Here is an 18,772-nt window from a genome sequence, read left to right as displayed (position 1 = left end):
TGATGTAAGGGGCGAAGGCCCTTGCCACAAGCCTTATTCGGCTGCCGCGTCGGCCTTCACGGCAACGGTCAGCGAACCGCCGGCTTTTTCAACAGCCTCGATAGCGGATTTCGACGCGCCGGTCACGGTGATGGTGAGTTTGGATTTCACATCGCCTTTGGCCAGAACGCGGATGCCGTCGAGCTTGCGACGCACGAGACCGGAGGTCACGAGGGTCTCTTCGGTCACGTTGGCGGCGTCGAGCTTGCCGGCTTCGATGAATTTCTCGATCAGGCCGAGGTTCACGGCAGCGTATTTCTTCGCGTTCGGCTTGGTGAAGCCGCGTTTCGGAAGACGCTGGTAGAGCGGCATCTGGCCGCCTTCGTAGCCATTGATGGCCACGCCGGAACGGGATTTCTGACCTTTGATACCACGGCCACCCATTTTACCTTTGCCGGAGCCGGGGCCACGGCCAACGCGGGTGCGGGCTTTGGTTGCGCCGGGATTGTCGCGCAGTTCGTGCAGTTTCATGTCGCTTCTCCTTGCCGGATGTGCCCTCCAGCGACGGAGCGGGCAAACACGGCTTACATGTGTTGATTCTGATGGACAGGGTTGTCCACCGGGGGCGTATAGACTGAGCTGTTTAAGAATGCAAGAATGGCTATTACATTCTCCGACACTATCCAATTAGGGCTTTATATCTTGAAATTCTTATTCCCGAAACGCACCAGTACATTTGGAAGCAATGGCCGGAAAGTTTGGAGCCTGCTATCACTTGTTATCGTATTGGCTCTTATAGCCGAAGCAGCCATTCCCCGTCTTGACATTTCAGGTCAGCGTTTTGTCGCGTTTGTAGCGCTTATCTGGTCGTTCGCATATTTCTTACTGGTAATTGCTGCCATTCCGTTTTTGACATCTCAGAATTTTTGGCCCAACCCAGCTCGCCTTGCTGTTGATACACTTATATCAATAAGCCTATCGATAATGAGTTTCTCGCTCATCTATAGAATATATGAAATTATAGGGCCGGACCAAAATATCGCGCCTTCAGTCAGAGATTACATTTATTTCTCGACCGTAACGTTCTCAACATTAGGCTTTGGCGACTTCAGACCAGCGACGGACGCCCGAATGTTTGCCGCGCTTCAGTCGATTCTTGGCAATCTTCATTTGGGCATGATTGTCGGAACCGCGTTTTTTGCAGCACAACCGAAATAAATCTCAGAGCGCAGAAATAGTAACGGAAATCAGCACAACGAGGGCGGCACCGATGGCCAGCATCGTACCTACATAGTGCATATACCGGTATGTCTTCACACTCATGACAACTCTCCCATACGACTTTACAAACACTGCCTAAATTAACTCACCTATAATATAGTCATAATACATTAATTTTCAATTTAAATCACCCAACCAAAACACCCCACAGTCTCCTGCGGGGTGTCTGTCTTGTCCAGCGATGTCTCGACAGCGGCCTGCCCGGTGCCTCACTCGGCGGTGGCGCGCAGGTAGTCTTTCCAGCACGGGATCGGACCGGCATGCCAGCGGTCGCGCAGGGCGGCCATCAGGCGGTTCGGTTTCAGGAGGGAGGCGGCGCGTTGCATGTCGGATCCTCTCGGAGAGTCTTTTGCGATGATCGTGTGCGTGTCAGATACGCGCGGCGGTTTGCCGGGCGATGTCCATGATGTCGGAGCGCCCCAGACCGATGTCGTGCAATTCATGGTCGGAGAGGGCGTTGAGTTGGTTGTAGGTGTCGGCATAGGCGCGCTGGCGGGCATGGGCCTCGCGCAGGCGGGCAATCATGTTGCGCAGAGAAAAGCCGAAACCGGAAACGCGGGTGGTGTCAGTGTAGTGAGCCATTTTTCTTGTCCTTTATTGAACGGGGCCGGAATGCCCCGGAAATGGGGTCTCTTTCGATGTGCCGCCGATGTAGGGGGAGTCCGGACGAATGACATCCCCCAGTTTTCGAGAGGCCGCTATGCACACAATGCAAGCAGTTTTAAAACTGGTTAAATTTTGTACATATAAGCTCAAAACGTATTCGCCGATCAGCCGTGACGCCTGTAATGCGACTTAACCCAGCGCTCTCCGGGTTCCGGCATGTCGAACACGGAGAGGTCAAAGGCCGGGATGCTGGCCATGAAATTGATCATCCAGTCTTGCAGGGCTTTGGTAAATGCGGTCATCGGTCGGTTCCTTTCACTGTCACGAGATCGCCTGCCCCTGTGGGCGTGGCGGGTTGGTACAGGGAAAGTGTCGCCCGGAAGTGTTAACGCCCGCCGAAAGCAATGCGGCGGGACCGAGGCTTTTCGCTCAACTTGTTTCTGAACTGTTAAAACTCAGAACAGCGCGCCTTGTACCGACTGAGCGATTCTGGCGAGACCGTCGCGCGCCATCGGGCCGACGAGGGCGTAATGCCAGAAACCGTCCTGCCAATAGGCGGCAGACAGCGTATCTTTCTGGCCGTAACGCAGCGCCGAGGTGCCACGGCTCTGCGCGGGCGTCAGATAGAGGGTCACGCGGGTGCCCTCCGCATCCTCATACATGAATTGCGCGGCGGCCCCCTGTTCGAAGGGCAAAAGCCGCCCGCCAACGAGAGACAGCCCCGCGCCGGTCAGATCGGGAATGCGCACCTCGGCCCCCAGACGATTGCTGAGCCAGCCCTTGAGGTGATCGCGTTCGGAGGCGGGCACTTCGACCGGATGCACCACCTCGACGGAATAAAGCGCGTGGGCGGCGGAAGCCTGGGCGAGCACATCGCTGGCCATGTCCGGCGCAGCTCCCGGCCCACGCGTCAGAAGCCCGCCACCAAAGCCCACGGCCAAGAGCACGACCGCCGCGGCCAGTTGCCCCCAGATCGGGCGGGCGGCAGGTTCGGCGCGGGACAGGAGGTTGTCCAGATGCGCCTCGGACGGGGTCGGAACCGCGGCGCGCAACCTGTCCATATCTTGCACCATCTCCGCAACCTGTGTGGCAAGCGCCTCGTCATGCTCCATCCGGCGCTCGAACGCGAGGGATTCGTCACGGGTCATTTCCCCATCGAGATAGCGATGAATGTCGAAATCCTGCGCATCCGTCATGTCACACTCCTCAGCCGCACGGGCGGTCCCGGTGTCGGCTCCTGTTTCAAACTCGCACGGGCGCGCGAGATCCGCGACATCACCGTGCCGATCGGGATGTCGAGAACGCCCGCCGCCTCGGCATAGCTCAAGCCATCGATGACCACGAGCAAAAGCACTTCGCGCTGTTCGGGGGGCAAAGCGTCCACCCGACGCAGTATCTCCATGGCCTCAAGCCCCTGCTCCGCCGAGGGCAGCGCATGGGGCGAGAGATCGGCCTCGTCATAGGCAACATGGATGTGGCGCGCAGCAGATGTCCGCAACCCGTTGCGGTGAATGTTCAGCGCCATTTTCGCAAGCCACGGTCGGATCGGACGATCCGCCTGCCAGAGATGCCGCTTGCGCAGGGCGCGCTCGGCACAGTCCTGAACGAGATCGTCGGCCCGGCTGCGGTCTCGCGTCAAGACATAGGCGTAACGCCAGAGCGACGGCAGGGCCTCTTTCAATTCCTGTCTGAACCGCGGCATGACGCCTCCCGGAAGGATCAATGGGGAGGGTCGCCCCTCCCCGGCCTGATATGCGCTGTTACGGGCGGGCGACGTGCCAGACGCCGTTCACGCCCTCACCGGTCATGTCGCCGGGTTTTTCGTCCTTGACCCAACCATAGAGCGGCATGCCCTTGTAGGCCACCTGCTCATAACCTTCCTTGCGGGTGATCAGGGAATAGCCGGAGGGCAGCTCCATGTCGGCATCGCCCACGACCGGCGGCCAGTTGGCGGCGCACATGTCATAGCAGTTCGACACGCCCTTTTCGTCCTTGTCGAAAGTGTAGAGCGTCATGTGGGTACCTGCGTCCATCAGATAGGTGGCCTCGCCCAGCTTGCCGGTCACGACGGGGGCGTCGGCGGCGAAGGCGGTGGTGGCGAAAGCGGCAAGGGCCGCCGCAAGGGGAAGGGTCTTGAGCATGTCTGATCTCCAAAAAACATCGCCTGCGCTGGTGCAGACATGAGAGATACAGTGCGCAGGGCGGGTTTATTCCCGACCGATATGAATTTTCAAAAGAAAAACGCCCCACCGGGAAGGCAGGGCGTTTGAAATCTTGCGGTCGGGGCTTGCGCCCCGATCAGCGCTTACCCACGCTCTTCGACGATTTCGACGAGGTGCGGGATGGAGTTGACCATGCCACGCACGGAGGGGGTGTCCTCCAGCTCGCGGGTTTTGTGCATCTTGTTCAGGCCGAGACCGATCAGGGTCTGACGCTGTTTCGCGGGGCGACGGATCGGGGAGCCGATCTGTTTCACAACGATGGTTTTAGCCATGAGTCAGTCTCCTTACGCTTCAGCAGCTTCAGCAGCCGGTTCATCCTTTTTCAGGATGTCGGCGACTTTCTTGCCGCGACGCTGAGCCACGGAGCGCGGGGAGGCTTCGAGTTTGAGGCCGTCCAGCGTGGCGCGGATCATGTTGTACGGGTTCTGGGAGCCGATGGATTTGGCAACCACGTCCTGAATGCCGAGCATTTCGAACACGGCGCGCATCGGACCACCGGCGATGATCCCGGTACCTTGCGGGGCGGTGCGCATCACGACGCGACCGGCACCGTGACGACCTTCGATGTCGTGGTGCAGGGTGCGGCCTTCTTTGAGCGGCACGCGGATCATTTGGCGCTTGGCTTGCTCGGTGGCTTTGCGGATGGCCTCGGGGACCTCTTTCGCTTTGCCTTTGCCGAAGCCGACGCGGCCTTTTTGGTCGCCTACAACCACGAGAGCGGCGAAGCCGAAGCGCTTACCACCTTTGACGGTTTTGGACACACGGTTGATCGCGACAAGACGATCTGCGAATTCCGGGGCTTCCTCGCGCTCGCGACGATCCCGGCGGTTTTCACGTTCTGCCATAGAACTTTCCTTTTGGAGGTGGCGCTTCGAAAAACGCCGTTGAACTCGATCCTTAGTGAAGGGCGCCCGAAAGGCGCCCGACCCGGATCATCGGGAAGGGGAGCATTGCCCCCCTCCCTCAAGTCTTAGAACTTCAGACCACCTTCACGGGCAGCGTCGGCGAGAGCCTTCACCTTGCCGTGGAAGAGGAAGCCACCACGGTCGAAGTAGCATTCTTCGACACCGGCTTTCTTCGCGCGCTCTGCGATCGCCGCGCCAACTTTGGCGGCGGCTTCGACGTTGTTCTTGCCGACCACGCCGAGATCTTTCTCGAGCGAGGAGGCAGCGGCCAGGGTTTTGCCCTGAACGTCGTCGATCAGCTGAGCGCTGATGTTCTTGTTCGAACGATGGATCGACAGGCGAAGCTTGCCGACATTGTTCTTGCGAAGTTTGTTCCGAACGCGCAGGCGGCGTTTCAGAAACAGGGTCCGTTTGCTGTTTGCCATGATGAGCGTCCTTACTTCTTCTTCCCTTCCTTACGGAAGATGAACTCGCCTTTGTACTTGATACCTTTGCCTTTGTAGGGCTCGGGTTTGCGCCATTCGCGGATGTTGGCCGCGACTTGACCGACGAGTTGCGGGTCGGAACCTTCCACAGTGATCTCGGTCGGTTTCGCAGACGTCACAGTGACGCCGGCCGGAACCTCGAAGTTCACTTCGTGGGAGTAACCCAGGTTGAGTTTGAGCACGTTGCCCTGCATCGCAGCACGATAACCAACACCGTTGATTTCGAGCTCTTTCTTGAAGCCGTCGGTCACACCGGTCACCATATTGGCGACCATGGTGCGGGACATGCCCCACTGCTGGCGAGCGCGCTTCGATTTACCACGGGGGGTGACGGTGACGGTGTTGTCTTCGACAGCGAGGGTCACATCGTCCGTGGCGGTGAAGGAGTGAGTGCCCTTCGGGCCTTTCACTTCGATGGTCTGGCCGGACACAGAGGCGGAAACGCCGCTGGGCAGCTCGACCGGTTTCTTACCAATACGAGACATCGAGAGACCTCCTTAGAAGACGGTGCAAAGCACTTCGCCACCAACATTGTTGGCACGAGCGTTTGCGTCCGACATCACACCCTTCGGGGTGGAGACAATCGACACACCAAGGCCCTGACGGACCGACGGGATGTCCTTGACACCGAGGTACACGCGACGACCGGGTTTGGAGACCCGTTTCAGTTCGCGGATAACCGGGGTGCCTTCGAAGTATTTCAGGCTGATTTCAAGGGTCGGGTGACCGTTGACGTCGGTGCCTTTCTCATAGCCGCGGATGTAACCCTCGTCGAGCAGCACATCCAGAACCCAGCCGCGCAGCTTGGAAGCCGGGGTGGAGACGGTGGATTTGCCACGCATTTGAGCGTTACGGATACGGGTGAGCATATCGCCGATAGGATCGTTCATATTCTCTCTCCCTTACCAGCTCGATTTCACCAGACCGGGGATCTGGCCGAAGGAGCCGAGTTCCCGCAGCATGATCCGGGACACCTTCAGCTTACGGTAGTAAGCGTGGGGACGGCCGGTCAGCTGACAACGGTTGTGCAGACGGGTAGCCGAGCTGTTGCGCGGCAGTTCAGCAAGCTTCAGGGACGCGCGGAAACGCTCTTCCATCGGCTTGTCCTGGTCGTAGACGACCTCTTTGAGAGCAGCGCGCTTGGCGGCGTATTTCGCCACCAGCTTCTCGCGCTTGCGCTCGCGTGCGATCATGGATTTCTTTGCCATGTTCTCAAACTCCTCGCGCGATTAGCTGTTGAAGGGCATGTTGAAAGCTTTCAACAGGCTCTTGGCTTCTGCGTCCGTCTTCGCGGTGGTCGCGATGACGATGTCCATCCCCCAGACTTCGTCGACTTTGTCGAAGTTGATCTCGGGGAACACGATGTGCTCTTTCAGGCCCATGGCGTAGTTGCCACGGCCGTCGAAAGAGGTGCCGGGCACGCCGCGGAAGTCGCGGATGCGGGGCATGGCAATCGTGATCAGACGATCGAGGAATTCATACATGCGGTCGCCGCGCAGGGTGACTTTCGCACCGAGCGGCATGTCTTCACGAACGCGGAAACCAGCGATGGATTTCTTGGCTTTCGTGACGAGCGCTTTCTGACCGGCGATCGCGGAAAGATCTTCCTGAGCGGATTTCGCTTTTTTGGAGTCTTTCACAGCTTCCGCACCGCAGCCGATGTTCAGGACAATTTTGTCCAGACGCGGGATCTGCATGTCGTTCTTGTAGCCGAACTCTTCTTTCAGAGCAGCACGGATGCTGTCTTTGTAAGCGGCTTTAAGACGCGGGGTGTAATCGGTGGTGTCGAGCATCAGATCACGTCTCCCGTGGTTTTGGCGAAGCGCACTTTCTGATCGCCTTCCATGCGGAAACCGACGCGGGTGGCTTTGCCGTTGGCATCGAGCAGCGCGAGGTTCGACAGGTCGATCGGCATGGCGATCGGCTTGCGGCCGCCTTGCTCGCCCTGCGTGGCGCGTGCGTGACGGATGGCAATGTTGATGCCTTCCACGATGGCCTTGCCTTTGGACGGCATGACAGAGGTGATTTCACCCTGTTTGCCTTTGTCCTTGCCGGCGAGGACGACGACCTTGTCGCCTTTTTTCAGCTTAGCAGCCATTAGAGCACCTCCGGAGCGAGCGAGATGATCTTCATGAAGTTTTTCGCACGAAGTTCGCGAACAACCGGGCCGAAGATACGGGTACCAACGGGCTCGTTGTTGTTGTTGAGGATGACGGCGGCGTTGCGATCGAAACGGATCGCGGTGCCGTCTTCGCGACGGACTTCCTTGGCGGTGCGAACGACGACGGCCTTACGGACGTCCCCTTTTTTCACACGGCCACGCGGAATCGCTTCCTTGACCGACACCACGATGATGTCGCCCACGGAGGCGTAACGACGGTGGGAACCGCCGAGGACCTTGATGCACTGAACTCGGCGAGCGCCGGAGTTGTCAGCGACATCCAGATTGGTCTGCATCTGGATCATTTGGTTTCTCCCGACCTTTGGGGCGATCTGCAGTGATCGGTGCCCCCAGGGTTTCGATTAAGCTGGGAGGAGGCTTGTCTGATCGAGATCAGGCGAGCACTTCCCAACGCTTGGTTTTCGACTTCGGTGCACATTCCTGGATACGGACGGTGTCGCCGACGTTGAATTGGTTGTTCTCATCGTGAGCCCGGTATTTTTTGGACTTACGGATGGTTTTTTTCAGAACCGGGTGTTTGAAACGGCGCTCGACGAGCACGGTCACGGTCTGTTCGTTCTGGTTCGAGGTCACGACCCCGGAAAGAATACGCTTGGGCATAGGTCGCTCTCCTTACTCAGCCGACTTGGCTTTTTCGTTCAGAATGGTTTTCACAAGAGCGGCTGTGCGGCGCGCTTTGCGGATCTGAGCGGTGTTTTCGAGCTGACCCGTGGCCTGCTGGAAACGCAGGTTGAAGGATTCTTTTTTCAGATTGGCAAGCTCAGTTTTGAGCTCGTCCGGCGTTTTCGCACGCAATTCCTGGGCGTTCATTTGGCGCCTCTCCTTGGTTCCTGGTAGCACCGGAATGCGCCCTTATTCGGGGTGACATTCGGTCCGGTGGGTTATGTCAATACACACGACTCCCCTGAAGGGAATCTGTGAGATGCCGCTCTATAAGGGGTTGGGGGTGGCGTGGCAAGGGAAAGTTAGAGGATCGCTTGCATTTGAGGATCGGTGCGGGGTCGCCAGATCAGGACGGGTCCCTCAGCGGCCACTCCAACCTGCCACCCGCCCAGCCACAACTGATACACCAGACGATGCACCTTCTCCTCTTCCGGGCAGGTCAGGAGGGCGGAAAACCAATGCGCCAACTCATAATAGTTCCCCGCCGCAACATAGAGCATCTCATTCACAAACAGAGCCGCCGCAACCGAGGCCCAGATATCTTCGGGGTCTGGCTCAAAGAAATCTCGCTCCAGAAGCATGGCAATATCATCCGAACGACCTGCGACAGCATCTCCGTCCTCGAGAACAAGTGGCATGTCCGACCAATCCACCTCTTCGTTCAGGTCACAGGTTTCGAGACAGGCCACGAGTTCCGCTGCCAAAGCCTTCGCGCCTTGCTGGTTCAATGGCGTCATTGGATCGGTCATAAATGACTCGAAATGCTGCGCGAGTTCCGCCCCCTTGGGCAAGAGCGCAAAACAAGCTCGCCGTGTCTCAGGTGTGGCCCAAGTCAGACCGAAATTGAGACGATTATCCTCTGAAACGCGGGCCGGAAGCCGTGTCTCTGGAGGGAATTCACCCGCGTCAATGAGCGCCGGATCATCATCGTAGAACGCATGCCACTGAGCCTGCCATTCGGCACAGCGTTGCTTGATATAGGTGCTCTGGGCCTCTCGTCGCTGCGCGCGCGTTTCGCCATCAGTCATTGAAACCTCTTAATTTACAACTCGATCCGCGACAGGCATGACATCTGTTGCCGCCCGTTGCAATCATGGGGCCTGCCCCCTCGCCAAGCCCTCCCCCGCGCGCTATGACAGGCCAAACCTGTCAAAGGAGCTTTCCCCATGGCCGACATCGAATCCCTTTTCGTCACCCGTCTCTACAAAGCGAAACTGAACGAGTTCTCCCCGGAGGTCGATCAGGACGAACTTTTTGATAGCTGCTATGCCATCGCCGAGGACGACGAAGCCGGGCAGCAATGGTGCGATGATAAGGGCTATCCGGGCTATACCTCCTACGCCTCTCTCACCGACCTGCCCTGGCGCTTTCCGATCTTCAAGGACATCGTCGAGAGCCTCGACCAGCACGTCGCGAAATTCGCCGAAGACCTCGAATTCGATCTGGGCGACCGCAAGCTGGTGCTCGAAGATCTCTGGATCAACATCCTGCCGGAGGGCGGCTATCACTCCGCGCATATTCACCCGCATTCGGTGATCTCCGGGACGACCTATGTCGCCATGCCGGAAGGCGCCTCCTCGCTGCGTCTCGAAGATCCGCGTCACGTCATGATGATGGGCGCCCCCGCCCGCAAGAAAGACGCCCGCCGGGAGATGCAGAATTTCATCTACCTCTCGCCGGAAGCGGGCGACATCATGCTTTGGGAAAGCTGGCTGCGCCATGAGGTGATGATGAATCAAAGCGAGTTCGACCGGGTGTCGGTGAGCTTTAACTACAAATGGGGTGAGTAACGGTTCGCGCCTCGGCGCGACAAACGCTCCGGGGGAGCGTTTGAGTTGCGAACGGGCGGAGCCCCGGGCCGACGAGTAACTCAGCGCCGCTCCAGCGCCCTCTCGATCCGCTCGAGACGCCCCAACACATCGTCGCGATAGCTGTCTGTCGCGGCGTTGCTTTCCTCAGCATGGGCATCCTGCATCGTGGAGACGATCAGACCCACGACGAGGTTGAGCACGGCAAAGGCCGTGACCAGAATAAAGGGCACAAAGAACAGCCAGCTTTCGGGATGCACCTCCATCACCGGGCGCACGATGCCCATGGACCAGCTTTCCAGCGTCATGACCTGAAACAGCGTGTAGAGCGAGGCTCCCAGCGTGCCGAACCATTCGGGAAATGTCGGCCCGTAGAGTTTCGTCGCAATGACCGAGCCGATGTAAAAGATGATGCCGGTGAGCAGGAAGACCGAGGCCATCCCCGGCAAGGCCATGATGAAGGCCTCGACCACCCGGCGCAGGCTTGGCACGACGGAGACGACACGCAGCAATCGCAGGATCCGCAGGGCGCGAAGTACCGACAGCCCCTCCCCGACCGGAGAGAGCGACATGCCGACGATCACCGTATCGAACCAGTTCCAGCCATCGCGAAAGAACCGCGGCCCCTGCGCGTAGATTTTCAGGGCCAGTTCCAGCACGAAGATGCTCAGACAGATCATGTCGAGCGTCTCGATCAGCCATCCGGCCCGCGCCATGATCCGTTCCGAGGTCTCAAGCCCCAGGATCACGGCGTTGAACAGGATGACCGCCATGATGGTATGGCGGAAGATAGGTCGTTCGATGAATTCGGAAATCTGTGCGCGCATCTTTGTCTCATTCAGGGCCTGGCCTTCTGATATGGAGGTCCTCCCGCGTGAGACAAGGGGCTTCGCGCTTGATTTCGCAGTCGCAGCATGACCTTCTGTTGAAAGGAGGCTCGCATGCGCTTCACCGTTCGCCACGACACCCTTTATCGCTATTCCGCGCCCGTGCGGCTCGGAGATCAGCTTTTGCGTCTCAAACCCTACGGGGTGCATGCGCTCGATCATCGCTATGAGATCACGCCCACGCCCGTCTGGCGCGAGGATGGGCTGTCGGCTTTTGGCACGCCGGAAACCCGTGTGGGTTTTGCGGGCGAAACCGATGTGCTGCACATCGTCAGCCGCTTTACCTGCGAGACGGGTCATCCGACGCCGGTCTCGGATCAGCCGAACATGGCGACCTATCTGCATCTCCTCCCCGAGGACAGCGTCACTGGTTTTGCCCGCGATCTTCTGGCTGAGGCCGGGGATGTACCGCGGTTTCTCGAGCTGCTGACCGAAACCCTGTATCGGCGGACAGATCGGCATATCCGGCCGACCGGCTATGCCCAGACGGCGGAAGAGACCCTTCGCATCGGCAGGGGCGCGTGCCGCGATCTCGCCGTGCTGTTCATCGCCGCCTGCCGCAGTCTCGGCATCCCCGCGCGCTTCGTGTCGGGCTATCAGGCCAAGGCAGAAACGCCGGACGGCAAGCGCCACCTGCACGCCTGGCCGGAAGTCTGGCTGTCGGGAGTGGGGTGGCAGGGGTATGATCCGACCCATGGGGTGGCGGTCACGGACGGCCACGTCGCCCTCTCAGCCGCCCCGGACCAGATGGGCACCATGCCGATCGAAGGCGGGTTCTGGGGCAATGGGGTGTCGTCGGAGTTGAGCTTTGAGTTGGAGATTGAGGTGGGGTGAAAACCCCTCACCGTCGGAAAAACAAAACCCCCGCCGATCTCTCAGCGGGGGTTTCTTATTCTCAACCGGAGCGTGCTCTCATTGCTTTTCTATGAAAAGCAACTGCCGCACGCTGGTCAGAAAACGCTTACGCGTTTTCGACTCTTACCAGTCTTCTTTCGCGACCGTGCGGGTTTTGATCGGGAGTTTCATCGCAGCGAGGCGCAGGGCTTCGCGGGCGACTTCTTCCGACACGCCGTCCAGCTCGAACATCACGCGGCCCGGTTTGACTTTGCAGACCCAACGGTCCACGGAGCCTTTACCTTTACCCATACGAACTTCGACGGGCTTCGCGGTCACCGGGGTGTCCGGGAAAATGCGGATCCAAACACGACCCTGACGCTTCATGTGACGCGTCATGGCACGACGAGCTGCTTCGATCTGACGTGCAGTGATACGCTCGGGCTCAACGGCTTTGAGGCCGAAGGTGCCGAAGGTCAGATCCGAACCGCCTTTTGCCTCACCGTGAATCCGGCCTTTGTGCATTTTGCGGAATTTTGTACGCTTTGGCTGAAGCATGTCTCAGACCTCCTTAGCGACGGCCGCCGCGGTCACCGCGAGGTGCCGGACCGGCTTGGGCTTCTTCGGCGCGACGGTCACGAGCCTGCGGGTCGTGTTCCATGATCTCGCCTTTGAAGATCCAGGTTTTGATGCCGATGATGCCGTAAGCTGTCGATGCTTCAGCATGCGCGTAGTCGATGTCTGCACGCAGGGTGTGAAGCGGCACGCGGCCTTCGCGGTACCATTCGGTACGCGCGATTTCAGCACCACCGAGACGACCGGCAACGTTCACGCGGATGCCGAGGGCACCCATGCGCATGGCGTTCTGCACGGCGCGTTTCATGGCACGACGGAAGGACACACGACGCTCGAGTTGCTGGGCGATGGACTCGGCCACCAGAGCAGCGTCCAGTTCCGGCTTGCGCACTTCAACGATGTTGAGGTGCAGCTCGGAATCGGTCATCGCGGCAACTTTTTTGCGGAGCGTCTCGATGTCCGCACCTTTTTTGCCGATGATGACGCCCGGACGGGCGGTGTGAATGGTCACGCGGCATTTTTTGTGCGGGCGCTCGATGATGACGCGCGACACACCGGCCTGCTTGCATTCTTCCTTGATGAAATCACGGATTTTGAGGTCTTCGAGAAGAAGATCGCCGTAATCTTTCGTGTCAGCGTACCAGCGGCTGTCCCAGGTGCGGTTGACCTGGAGACGCATGCCAATCGGGTTAACCTTATGACCCATTAGTTTTGCTCCTCAACTTGACGCACCTTGATGGTGATTTCCGCGAACGGCTTCATGATCTTGCCAAAACGACCACGGGCACGCGGGCGACCGCGTTTCATGGTGAGGTTTTTGCCAACCCATGCTTCAGCGACGATGAGCTCATCGACGTCGAGGTTGTGGTTGTTCTCGGCGTTGGCGATCGCGGACTGAAGGCATTTCTTCACGTCCTGAGCGATACGCTTGTTGGAGAAAGTCAGGTCCGTGAGGGCCTTGTCGACTTTCTTGCCGCGGATCATCTGGGCCACGAGGTTCAGTTTTTGCGGGGAAACGCGAAGCATTTTGGCTTTCGCCATGGCTTCGTTGTCAGCCACGCGACGGGGATTTGCAACCTTACCCATGACTTATTTCCGTTTCGCTTTTTTGTCGGCGGCGTGACCGTAATAGGTGCGGGTCGGCGCGTATTCACCGAACTTCTGACCGATCATGTCTTCCGTGACGTTGACGGGGATGTGCTTCTGACCGTTGTACACACCAAAGGTGAGACCAACGAACTGAGGCAGGATGGTGGAACGACGCGACCAGATCTTGATGACCTCGTTGCGGCCGCTCTCGCGGGATTTTTCGGCTTTCTTGAGGACGTAAGCGTCCACAAACGGGCCTTTCCAGACAGAACGTGCCATATCTTAGCGACCCTTCTTCCGAGCGTGACGCGAGCGAACGATGAATTTGTCCGTCGCTTTGTTCTTGCGCGTTTTCGCGCCTTTCGTCGGCTTGCCCCACGGAGTCACCGGGTGACGGCCACCAGAGGTACGGCCTTCACCACCGCCGTGCGGGTGGTCGATCGGGTTCATGACAACACCGCGGACGGACGGACGAATGCCTTTGTGGCGGTTACGACCGGCTTTACCGATGTTCTGGTTGGAGTTGTCGGGGTTGGACACGGCGCCGACCGTAGCCATGCATTCCTGACGCACGAGACGCAGCTCGCCGGAGGAAAGACGGATCTGGGCGTAACCACCGTCACGACCAACGAACTGAGCGTAGGTGCCGGCAGCACGGGCGATCTGGCCGCCTTTGCCCGGTTTCATCTCGACGTTGTGGACGATCGTACCGATCGGCAGACCGGAGAACGGCATGGCGTTGCCGGGCTTCACGTCAGCTTTGGCGGAGGCGATGACTTTGTCACCGACGGCCAGACGCTGCGGAGCCAGGATGTAAGCCTGTTCGCCGTCTTCGTATTTGATGAGCGCGATGAACGCGGTGCGGTTCGGGTCATATTCGATCCGTTCCACGGTTGCAGCGACGTCAAACTTGGTGCGTTTGAAGTCGACGATGCGATAGAGACGCTTTGCCCCGCCGCCTTTGCGGCGCATCGTGATCCGTCCGGTGTTGTTCCGGCCGCCGTTCTTGGTCAAACCCTCGGTGAGAGATTTGACCGGGCGCCCTTTCCAAAGCTCCGAACGGTCGATCAGAACCAGCCCACGCTGGCCAGGCGTCGTCGGTTTATACGACTTGAGTGCCATAGTTTCTGTCTTCCGTTTGCTTTGGGTCATCTCATGTAGCCGATGCGGCTACGACCCGTTTTCGTCTAAGGCCGGGGTCCTTGCGGTCCTCGTCCCACACAAATCACGGGCCCCAAGAACGAATCCGGGGCCGTGAGATGGGCGGGGTATAGTGGGTGTTGAGGGGGGAGTCTAGTGCGGAGTGGAAATAATCCACTCTGGGTGGGATCTGAGCGCCAGCGCCTGCCCGTGAGGTGGCGCACCACCTTCTGATCGGCGCACGTTATCCCAGCCAAGTTACTCCATGAAATGACCGTTACACGAAGATGGCCAAAGCACCAACCCGATCCTGCTGGATGACGCTTTCGGCGTGACACGGGCAGGCCTCGCGCAACGGCACGCCTTGATCCCGCGCGGTGGTGCATTGAAGCCGCGCCCTCACCGACAGAAACCCCATGCGCCCACTGTTGCCGCCGGGATTTCTCTGCCATGGTCAGCGGGCAAATACCCGGGATTGGGAGAAATCCTTTTGATCAGTGTCTTCTTTGTCGTCGACGGTCCGAAACTCGAAACTCAGGCGCATTTCCTCGCCGCCTCCATCCTCCAACATATGGCGGGGCGGTGCCGGTTTTATGCCTATGTCCGGCCGGGAACGGAGCTGCCGGAGACACTGATGCGGCTGTTCGAGCAGGCCGGGATCGCGCTGCGCCCCATCCCCGCGCCCAAAGGGCGTGACTGGCGCAAACCCTACCCGATCGGCAACAAGCTCCTTGCCGCCGCCGATGAGCGCGAGGGCGACATCGCGGTCTTTCTCGACACGGATGTCGTGTTTTGTGGCCCCGTCGATTTCGAAGCGGCGCTCGGTGATGCCACCGTGGCGGCGGTGCTCTCGGACTTCCTCACCTCTGCCGTACCGACAGCGCAGGACTGGGAGCCGCTCTATGCGCAAATGGGGGTTCCCATGCCGCAGGAGCGGCCAGGCACATTGCGCCGCCCGAACCTCGATTACCCGCCCTATTTCAACGCCGGTGTCGTCCTGTTCCGCGAGCGGACCCAGGACGGGAACATCCACGTCGGACGGGAATGGCTCGACATGACGCTCGATCTCGATCACCAGGTTGCCTTTGCCGCGCAGCGGGACAATCTCGATCAGATCACCCTCTCCGCACTCGGGGCCCGTTGCGGCACCCCGACCAAGATCCTGCCGCAGCGGTACAATTACAACATCATGGGCTGGGGCGATCCGGAACCGGGAAGCTGCGACATCGCGCATTACCATCTGATCGGTCGCCTGTGGAAAAGTCCGACCGTCGGAACGCCCACCCTGCGCGCCCTGCATGAGCATATGGTCGCGGAAGACCTCGCACGTTTCGTCGACCGGAGTCGCGAGTTCCTGCGCTGGCGGCGTGCAAAGCAGATGTTGCGGCAGGTTGGGTAAGGCTCGACCGGCAGAACAAAAAGCCCCCCGGCTCTCACCGAGGGGCTTCTTCATTTCGAACCTATCTCTAAAACTTAGAGACCGGTGGACACGTCGATCGCGTTGCCGTCTTCGAGGGTGACGTAGGCTTTTTTCACGTCCTTACGCTTGCCCGGCATGCCGCGGAAGCGTTTGGTTTTGCCTTTGGTGACAACGGTGTTCACCGCTTTCACCTTCACACCGAAGAGCGTTTCCACAGCTTCTTTGATCTGCGGTTTGTTGGAGTCGATGGCGACTTCAAAAACCACGGCACCGTTTTCAGAAGCCATGGTGGCTTTCTCGGTGATGATCGGCTTGCGGATCACGTCGTAGAGTTCAGCTTTGTTGGTCATTTCAGGCGAGCCTCCAGAGCTTCGACACCTGCTTTGGTGATCACGAGCGTGTCACGTTTCAGGATGTCGTAGACGTTGGCGCCAATGGTCGGCAGCACGTCCACACCGGCGATGTTCGCAGCCGCAGCTTTGAAGTTCGCGTCGATGTCGGCGCCGTCGATGATCAGCACGCGTTTCCAGCCCTGTTCCTTGACAGCTTTGGCCAGCAGAGCGGTTTTGGCTTCGGCGAGTTTCGCTTCGTCCAGAACCACGAGATTGCCGGTTGCGGCTTTCGCGGAGAGCGCGTGTTTCAGGCCGAGCTTACGGAATTTCTTCGTAAGATCGTGGCCGTGAGACCGCGGGGTCGGGCCTTTGTAGATACCACCTTTGCGGAAGATCGGTGCCTTGCGGGAGCCGTGGCGAGCGCCACCGGTGCCTTTTTGGCGGTAAATCTTCTTGGTGGAGTAGGACACTTCAGACTTCGTCTTCACCTTGTGGGTGCCCTGCTGCGCGTTGTTACGCTGCCAGCGGACCACACGGTGCAGAATGTCAGCGCGCGGTTCGAGACCGAAGAGAGCTTCGTCCAGATCCAGCGTGCCAGCCTTGGCGCCGTCGAGTTTGATCACGTCAAGTTTCATGCTTCACCCCCTTCTGCCGGAGCTTCGACAGCCGGAGCGGCGGTCGCTTCAGAGGCAGCGGATTTCAGAGCAGCCGGAAGCGGAAGATCAGCCGGGGCTGCTTTCTTCACGGCGTCTTTGATGGTGACCCAGCCGCCTTTGGAGCCCGGAACAGCGCCTTTGACCATGATCAGGCCACGGTCGGCGTCGGTGCGGACAACTTGGAGGTTTTGGGTGGTGACACGGGCAGCACCCATGTGACCGGCCATCTTTTTCCCTTTGAACACACGGCCCGGTTCTTGACACTGACCGGTAGAACCGTGGGAACGGTGGGAGATGGACACACCGTGGGAGGCGCGCAGACCGCCGAAGTTGTGGCGTTTCATGGCACCGGCAAAACCTTTACCGATGGACGTGCCGGAAACGTCAACGAACTGACCTTCGAGGTAGTGGTTGGCGGAGATTTCCGCACCCACTTCGATCAGCTTGTCTTCGTCCACGCGGAACTCAGCCACTTTGCGTTTCGGAGCCACGTTCGCCGCAGCGAAGTGACCACGCATGGCTTGGGAGGTCCGTTTTGCTTTTGCGGAGCCAGCGCCGAGCTGAACGGCGGTGTAGCCGTCTTTCTCGGTGGTGCGCTGAGCAACCACTTGCAGATTGTCGAGCAGAAGAACGGTCACAGGGATCTGTTTGCCGTCTTCCATGAAAAGGCGGGTCATGCCGACCTTTTTCGCGATAACACCAGAGCGCAACATCTCTATTGCCCTCCTCAGACTTTGATCTCGACATCCACGCCAGCGGCGAGGTCGAGCTTCATCAGCGCGTCCACGGTCTGGGGGGTCGGATCAACGATGTCGAGAAGACGCTTGTGCGTGCGGATCTCGAACTGGTCGCGGGATTTTTTGTCGATGTGAGGACCACGGAGAACCGTGAACTTCTCAATCTTGTTCGGCAGAGGGATCGGGCCACGGACCTGAGCGCCGGTGCGCTTCGCCGTGTTGACGATTTCCTGGGTCGATGCGTCGAGCACGCGGAAATCAAATGCCTTCAGCCGAATACGGATGTTCTGGCCTTGCATAGCATTGCCTTTCATAGGCTTATTGAGGTTGAGAGGAAGATGCCCGCTCATCGGACACCCTCGTCGAACCTTATGAAGCGGGGGCTCAGGGTCATATCAGACCATTTGCGAATCCCTCTTCATGCGTTCTCCCGAAAGAGAACTCGCGCGATATAGAGGGGGATGGGCTTTGTGGCAAGGGTTTTGTCCCTTTTCACGAAGACTTTGGGTCAAATAGCTTTCAAGCTCAGTTCTTCATCTATCTACAAGACGTCGAACAAGAAAACTCTTGTCTAGCAATCATCGCCGGTCTCATTTTGCATGTAATTATGGAAAAGGAATTTCTAATGGGCTTTCGAGTCAAAAAATCGTTCAAAATAGCTCCCGGCGTTAGGCTTAATGTTGGAAAGACCCGTTCCTCACTAAGTATCGGCGGGAAGGGTTTAACAACGAATATCAGCAAACGTGGAGTGAAAACGACCGCCAGCACACCCGGTACAGGCTTGAGTTATTCCACAAAACCGAGTGGGGGCAAACGAGCCTCTGCGAAAAAGAACGCTCCGAAAGCGGCTTTGGCACCAGCCGCAAAAGAGAGTCCTATTTGGGGCGGCATCGTTGGTTTTGCCGTCATAGGCATCGTTGGATACGCGATACTCAAATTAATATTTTAATTGGCCCACCGGCCCCGGGTT

Annotated in this window: 33 protein-coding genes; 5 read left to right on the top strand and 28 right to left on the bottom strand. The window is 58.7% G+C overall.

The genetic code is table 11. The features are described from left to right. Nucleotides 1–33 precede the first annotated feature (33 nt). On the bottom strand, nt 34–510 hold the full coding sequence (gene rplO, locus V1475_RS06130) for a 50S ribosomal protein L15 (RefSeq protein WP_434289258.1): 477 nt from the start codon (nt 508–510) through the stop codon (nt 34–36). A gap of 126 nt (nt 511–636) precedes the next feature. Between rplO and V1475_RS06125 the strand changes: the two genes are divergently transcribed. Next, the gene (locus tag V1475_RS06125; protein ID WP_096806465.1) at nt 637–1,197 is read left to right on the top strand and encodes an ion channel; all 561 of its coding nucleotides are present in this window, start codon (nt 637–639) and stop codon (nt 1,195–1,197) included. A 432-nt stretch (nt 1,198–1,629) separates the two neighbouring features. Here the strand turns inward: V1475_RS06125 and V1475_RS06120 are convergent, their stop codons facing one another. The 17 genes from V1475_RS06120 to V1475_RS06040 form a co-directional block, all read right to left on the bottom strand. Continuing rightward, nucleotides 1,630–1,842: a DUF1127 domain-containing protein gene (locus V1475_RS06120; RefSeq protein WP_479412016.1), complete on the bottom strand. Its 213-nt coding sequence runs from the start codon at nt 1,840–1,842 to the stop codon at nt 1,630–1,632. Nucleotides 1,843–2,030: 188 nt separating this feature from the next. Further along, nucleotides 2,031–2,168 (bottom strand): hypothetical protein, encoded by a 138-nt coding sequence (locus V1475_RS06115; protein WP_479412015.1) that lies wholly within the window; start codon nt 2,166–2,168, stop codon nt 2,031–2,033. Between the two features lie 153 nt (nt 2,169–2,321). Continuing rightward, nucleotides 2,322–3,062 carry an anti-sigma factor family protein gene (locus V1475_RS06110; protein ID WP_479412014.1) on the bottom strand — a complete coding sequence of 247 codons (741 nt, stop codon included), beginning with the start codon at nt 3,060–3,062 and terminating at the stop codon, nt 2,322–2,324. Next, nucleotides 3,059–3,568, bottom strand: coding sequence for an RNA polymerase sigma factor (locus tag V1475_RS06105; protein ID WP_479412013.1), 510 nt, complete (start codon nt 3,566–3,568; stop codon nt 3,059–3,061). The genes V1475_RS06110 and V1475_RS06105 overlap by 4 nt, the downstream gene beginning before the upstream one ends. Nucleotides 3,569–3,626: 58 nt before the next feature. Continuing rightward, nucleotides 3,627–4,007 carry a COG4315 family predicted lipoprotein gene (locus V1475_RS06100; protein ID WP_434289266.1) on the bottom strand — a complete coding sequence of 127 codons (381 nt, stop codon included), beginning with the start codon at nt 4,005–4,007 and terminating at the stop codon, nt 3,627–3,629. Nucleotides 4,008–4,171: 164 nt separating this feature from the next. After that, nucleotides 4,172–4,360, bottom strand: a complete 189-nt coding sequence (gene rpmD, locus V1475_RS06095; RefSeq protein WP_096806461.1) for a 50S ribosomal protein L30 — start codon at nt 4,358–4,360, stop codon at nt 4,172–4,174. A 12-nt stretch (nt 4,361–4,372) separates the two neighbouring features. Continuing rightward, nucleotides 4,373–4,933: a 30S ribosomal protein S5 gene (rpsE, locus tag V1475_RS06090; RefSeq protein WP_066707083.1), complete on the bottom strand. Its 561-nt coding sequence runs from the start codon at nt 4,931–4,933 to the stop codon at nt 4,373–4,375. Nucleotides 4,934–5,058: 125 nt separating this feature from the next. Further along, nucleotides 5,059–5,418, bottom strand: a complete 360-nt coding sequence (gene rplR, locus V1475_RS06085) for a 50S ribosomal protein L18 (protein ID WP_107815012.1) — start codon at nt 5,416–5,418, stop codon at nt 5,059–5,061. An 11-nt stretch (nt 5,419–5,429) separates the two neighbouring features. Next, nucleotides 5,430–5,963 carry a 50S ribosomal protein L6 gene (rplF, locus tag V1475_RS06080; RefSeq protein WP_434289269.1) on the bottom strand — a complete coding sequence of 178 codons (534 nt, stop codon included), beginning with the start codon at nt 5,961–5,963 and terminating at the stop codon, nt 5,430–5,432. 12 nt (nt 5,964–5,975) lie between these two features. Next, a complete protein-coding gene (rpsH, locus tag V1475_RS06075; RefSeq protein ID WP_066707071.1) occupies nt 5,976–6,368 on the bottom strand; it encodes a 30S ribosomal protein S8 in 393 nt (130 codons plus the stop codon). Nucleotides 6,369–6,380: 12 nt separating this feature from the next. After that, the gene (gene rpsN / locus V1475_RS06070; protein ID WP_066707068.1) at nt 6,381–6,686 is read right to left on the bottom strand and encodes a 30S ribosomal protein S14; all 306 of its coding nucleotides are present in this window, start codon (nt 6,684–6,686) and stop codon (nt 6,381–6,383) included. Nucleotides 6,687–6,707: 21 nt separating this feature from the next. Further along, nucleotides 6,708–7,271: a 50S ribosomal protein L5 gene (gene rplE, locus V1475_RS06065; protein WP_434289271.1), complete on the bottom strand. Its 564-nt coding sequence runs from the start codon at nt 7,269–7,271 to the stop codon at nt 6,708–6,710. Then, entirely contained in the window at nt 7,271–7,576 is a 306-nt protein-coding gene (gene rplX / locus V1475_RS06060) for a 50S ribosomal protein L24 (protein ID WP_066707063.1), read from the bottom strand. The genes rplE and rplX overlap by 1 nt, the downstream gene beginning before the upstream one ends. Next, entirely contained in the window at nt 7,576–7,944 is a 369-nt protein-coding gene (rplN, locus tag V1475_RS06055) for a 50S ribosomal protein L14 (protein WP_009574016.1), read from the bottom strand. The genes rplX and rplN overlap by 1 nt, the downstream gene beginning before the upstream one ends. Nucleotides 7,945–8,032: 88 nt before the next feature. Beyond that, nucleotides 8,033–8,260, bottom strand: coding sequence for a 30S ribosomal protein S17 (gene rpsQ / locus V1475_RS06050; RefSeq protein WP_066707060.1), 228 nt, complete (start codon nt 8,258–8,260; stop codon nt 8,033–8,035). A 12-nt stretch (nt 8,261–8,272) separates the two neighbouring features. Further along, on the bottom strand, nt 8,273–8,470 hold the full coding sequence (rpmC, locus tag V1475_RS06045) for a 50S ribosomal protein L29 (protein WP_066707057.1): 198 nt from the start codon (nt 8,468–8,470) through the stop codon (nt 8,273–8,275). 155 nt (nt 8,471–8,625) lie between these two features. Then, on the bottom strand, nt 8,626–9,351 hold the full coding sequence (locus V1475_RS06040; protein WP_479412012.1) for a hypothetical protein: 726 nt from the start codon (nt 9,349–9,351) through the stop codon (nt 8,626–8,628). Between the two features lie 138 nt (nt 9,352–9,489). On the opposite strand from V1475_RS06040, the gene V1475_RS06035 reads away from it, so the two are divergent. Further along, nucleotides 9,490–10,113: a TIGR02466 family protein gene (locus tag V1475_RS06035; protein ID WP_434289276.1), complete on the top strand. Its 624-nt coding sequence runs from the start codon at nt 9,490–9,492 to the stop codon at nt 10,111–10,113. A gap of 80 nt (nt 10,114–10,193) precedes the next feature. On the opposite strand, the gene V1475_RS06030 is transcribed toward V1475_RS06035, so the two are convergent. Next, nucleotides 10,194–10,958: an ion transporter gene (locus tag V1475_RS06030; RefSeq protein ID WP_434289277.1), complete on the bottom strand. Its 765-nt coding sequence runs from the start codon at nt 10,956–10,958 to the stop codon at nt 10,194–10,196. A 114-nt stretch (nt 10,959–11,072) separates the two neighbouring features. Between V1475_RS06030 and V1475_RS06025 the strand changes: the two genes are divergently transcribed. After that, nucleotides 11,073–11,852 carry a transglutaminase family protein gene (locus V1475_RS06025; protein ID WP_479412011.1) on the top strand — a complete coding sequence of 260 codons (780 nt, stop codon included), beginning with the start codon at nt 11,073–11,075 and terminating at the stop codon, nt 11,850–11,852. A gap of 144 nt (nt 11,853–11,996) precedes the next feature. On the opposite strand, the gene rplP is transcribed toward V1475_RS06025, so the two are convergent. Genes rplP through rplB form a run of 5 tightly spaced genes read right to left on the bottom strand, consistent with a single transcriptional unit; the run spans nt 11,997 to nt 14,639 of the window. Next, nucleotides 11,997–12,410 carry a 50S ribosomal protein L16 gene (rplP, locus tag V1475_RS06020; RefSeq protein ID WP_479412010.1) on the bottom strand — a complete coding sequence of 138 codons (414 nt, stop codon included), beginning with the start codon at nt 12,408–12,410 and terminating at the stop codon, nt 11,997–11,999. A 13-nt stretch (nt 12,411–12,423) separates the two neighbouring features. Beyond that, entirely contained in the window at nt 12,424–13,134 is a 711-nt protein-coding gene (rpsC, locus tag V1475_RS06015) for a 30S ribosomal protein S3 (protein ID WP_434289281.1), read from the bottom strand. Beyond that, entirely contained in the window at nt 13,134–13,514 is a 381-nt protein-coding gene (gene rplV, locus V1475_RS06010) for a 50S ribosomal protein L22 (RefSeq protein ID WP_434289283.1), read from the bottom strand. The genes rpsC and rplV overlap by 1 nt, the downstream gene beginning before the upstream one ends. A 3-nt stretch (nt 13,515–13,517) precedes the next feature. Then, nucleotides 13,518–13,796 carry a 30S ribosomal protein S19 gene (gene rpsS, locus V1475_RS06005; RefSeq protein ID WP_043868446.1) on the bottom strand — a complete coding sequence of 93 codons (279 nt, stop codon included), beginning with the start codon at nt 13,794–13,796 and terminating at the stop codon, nt 13,518–13,520. Nucleotides 13,797–13,799: 3 nt separating this feature from the next. Then, nucleotides 13,800–14,639: a 50S ribosomal protein L2 gene (rplB, locus tag V1475_RS06000; protein WP_066707040.1), complete on the bottom strand. Its 840-nt coding sequence runs from the start codon at nt 14,637–14,639 to the stop codon at nt 13,800–13,802. A gap of 508 nt (nt 14,640–15,147) precedes the next feature. On the opposite strand from rplB, the gene V1475_RS05995 reads away from it, so the two are divergent. Next, complete coding sequence (locus V1475_RS05995; protein ID WP_479412009.1) at nt 15,148–16,056, top strand: glycosyltransferase family protein; 909 nt, start codon at nt 15,148–15,150, stop codon at nt 16,054–16,056. A 74-nt stretch (nt 16,057–16,130) separates the two neighbouring features. Here V1475_RS05995 and V1475_RS05990 read toward each other — a convergent pair whose 3' ends face one another. From V1475_RS05990 to rpsJ, 4 genes are read right to left on the bottom strand one after another with little or no spacing between them, the layout of a single operon-like run. After that, nucleotides 16,131–16,427 carry a 50S ribosomal protein L23 gene (locus V1475_RS05990; RefSeq protein WP_096806453.1) on the bottom strand — a complete coding sequence of 99 codons (297 nt, stop codon included), beginning with the start codon at nt 16,425–16,427 and terminating at the stop codon, nt 16,131–16,133. Beyond that, the gene (rplD, locus tag V1475_RS05985; protein ID WP_066707025.1) at nt 16,424–17,044 is read right to left on the bottom strand and encodes a 50S ribosomal protein L4; all 621 of its coding nucleotides are present in this window, start codon (nt 17,042–17,044) and stop codon (nt 16,424–16,426) included. Before rplD ends, V1475_RS05990 begins: the two co-directional genes overlap by 4 nt. Next, the gene (rplC, locus tag V1475_RS05980; protein ID WP_434290936.1) at nt 17,041–17,775 is read right to left on the bottom strand and encodes a 50S ribosomal protein L3; all 735 of its coding nucleotides are present in this window, start codon (nt 17,773–17,775) and stop codon (nt 17,041–17,043) included. Before rplC ends, rplD begins: the two co-directional genes overlap by 4 nt. A gap of 17 nt (nt 17,776–17,792) precedes the next feature. After that, nucleotides 17,793–18,101, bottom strand: a complete 309-nt coding sequence (gene rpsJ / locus V1475_RS05975; protein WP_066707020.1) for a 30S ribosomal protein S10 — start codon at nt 18,099–18,101, stop codon at nt 17,793–17,795. Nucleotides 18,102–18,427: 326 nt separating this feature from the next. Here rpsJ and V1475_RS05970 point away from each other — a divergent pair, with 326 nt between their 5' ends. Beyond that, nucleotides 18,428–18,751, top strand: coding sequence for a DUF4236 domain-containing protein (locus tag V1475_RS05970; RefSeq protein WP_479412008.1), 324 nt, complete (start codon nt 18,428–18,430; stop codon nt 18,749–18,751). The last annotated feature ends 21 nt before the right edge of the window (nt 18,752–18,772 follow it).

The sequence above is a fragment of the Celeribacter sp. SCSIO 80838 genome (assembly GCF_056498065.1).
Note: the sequence above shows the minus strand (reverse complement) of the source record. Positions and strands in the feature narration are given on the sequence as shown.

Bases quoted from the DNA above. Each gene is read 5' to 3' on its own strand.
- V1475_RS05990 (WP_096806453.1), bottom strand. From the start codon at position 16,427: ATGACCAACAAAGCTGAACTCTACGACGTGATCCGCAAGCCGATCATC.
- rpmC (WP_066707057.1), bottom strand. From the start codon at position 8,470: ATGAACGCCCAGGAATTGCGTGCGAAAACGCCGGACGAGCTCAAAACT.
- rplX (WP_066707063.1), bottom strand. From the start codon at position 7,576: ATGGCTGCTAAGCTGAAAAAAGGCGACAAGGTCGTCGTCCTCGCCGGC.
- V1475_RS06035 (WP_434289276.1), top strand. From the start codon at position 9,490: ATGGCCGACATCGAATCCCTTTTCGTCACCCGTCTCTACAAAGCGAAA.
- rpsS (WP_043868446.1), bottom strand. From the start codon at position 13,796: ATGGCACGTTCTGTCTGGAAAGGCCCGTTTGTGGACGCTTACGTCCTC.
- V1475_RS06115 (WP_479412015.1), bottom strand. From the start codon at position 2,168: ATGACCGCATTTACCAAAGCCCTGCAAGACTGGATGATCAATTTCATG.
- rplO (WP_434289258.1), bottom strand. From the start codon at position 510: ATGAAACTGCACGAACTGCGCGACAATCCCGGCGCAACCAAAGCCCGC.
- rplR (WP_107815012.1), bottom strand. From the start codon at position 5,418: ATGGCAAACAGCAAACGGACCCTGTTTCTGAAACGCCGCCTGCGCGTT.
- rpsH (WP_066707071.1), bottom strand. From the start codon at position 6,368: ATGAACGATCCTATCGGCGATATGCTCACCCGTATCCGTAACGCTCAA.
- V1475_RS05970 (WP_479412008.1), top strand. From the start codon at position 18,428: ATGGGCTTTCGAGTCAAAAAATCGTTCAAAATAGCTCCCGGCGTTAGG.
- rpsQ (WP_066707060.1), bottom strand. From the start codon at position 8,260: ATGCCCAAGCGTATTCTTTCCGGGGTCGTGACCTCGAACCAGAACGAA.
- V1475_RS06120 (WP_479412016.1), bottom strand. From the start codon at position 1,842: ATGGCTCACTACACTGACACCACCCGCGTTTCCGGTTTCGGCTTTTCT.
- V1475_RS06030 (WP_434289277.1), bottom strand. From the start codon at position 10,958: ATGCGCGCACAGATTTCCGAATTCATCGAACGACCTATCTTCCGCCAT.
- rplE (WP_434289271.1), bottom strand. From the start codon at position 7,271: ATGCTCGACACCACCGATTACACCCCGCGTCTTAAAGCCGCTTACAAA.
- rplN (WP_009574016.1), bottom strand. From the start codon at position 7,944: ATGATCCAGATGCAGACCAATCTGGATGTCGCTGACAACTCCGGCGCT.
- rpsE (WP_066707083.1), bottom strand. From the start codon at position 4,933: ATGGCAGAACGTGAAAACCGCCGGGATCGTCGCGAGCGCGAGGAAGCC.
- rplF (WP_434289269.1), bottom strand. From the start codon at position 5,963: ATGTCTCGTATTGGTAAGAAACCGGTCGAGCTGCCCAGCGGCGTTTCC.
- V1475_RS06110 (WP_479412014.1), bottom strand. From the start codon at position 3,062: ATGACGGATGCGCAGGATTTCGACATTCATCGCTATCTCGATGGGGAA.
- rpsC (WP_434289281.1), bottom strand. From the start codon at position 13,134: ATGGGTCATAAGGTTAACCCGATTGGCATGCGTCTCCAGGTCAACCGC.
- rplD (WP_066707025.1), bottom strand. From the start codon at position 17,044: ATGAAACTTGACGTGATCAAACTCGACGGCGCCAAGGCTGGCACGCTG.
- V1475_RS06125 (WP_096806465.1), top strand. From the start codon at position 637: ATGGCTATTACATTCTCCGACACTATCCAATTAGGGCTTTATATCTTG.
- rplB (WP_066707040.1), bottom strand. From the start codon at position 14,639: ATGGCACTCAAGTCGTATAAACCGACGACGCCTGGCCAGCGTGGGCTG.
- V1475_RS06105 (WP_479412013.1), bottom strand. From the start codon at position 3,568: ATGCCGCGGTTCAGACAGGAATTGAAAGAGGCCCTGCCGTCGCTCTGG.
- V1475_RS06040 (WP_479412012.1), bottom strand. From the start codon at position 9,351: ATGACTGATGGCGAAACGCGCGCGCAGCGACGAGAGGCCCAGAGCACC.
- rpsN (WP_066707068.1), bottom strand. From the start codon at position 6,686: ATGGCAAAGAAATCCATGATCGCACGCGAGCGCAAGCGCGAGAAGCTG.
- V1475_RS06100 (WP_434289266.1), bottom strand. From the start codon at position 4,007: ATGCTCAAGACCCTTCCCCTTGCGGCGGCCCTTGCCGCTTTCGCCACC.
- V1475_RS06025 (WP_479412011.1), top strand. From the start codon at position 11,073: ATGCGCTTCACCGTTCGCCACGACACCCTTTATCGCTATTCCGCGCCC.
- rpsJ (WP_066707020.1), bottom strand. From the start codon at position 18,101: ATGCAAGGCCAGAACATCCGTATTCGGCTGAAGGCATTTGATTTCCGC.
- rplP (WP_479412010.1), bottom strand. From the start codon at position 12,410: ATGCTTCAGCCAAAGCGTACAAAATTCCGCAAAATGCACAAAGGCCGG.
- rplV (WP_434289283.1), bottom strand. From the start codon at position 13,514: ATGGGTAAGGTTGCAAATCCCCGTCGCGTGGCTGACAACGAAGCCATG.
- rpmD (WP_096806461.1), bottom strand. From the start codon at position 4,360: ATGGCTAAAACCATCGTTGTGAAACAGATCGGCTCCCCGATCCGTCGC.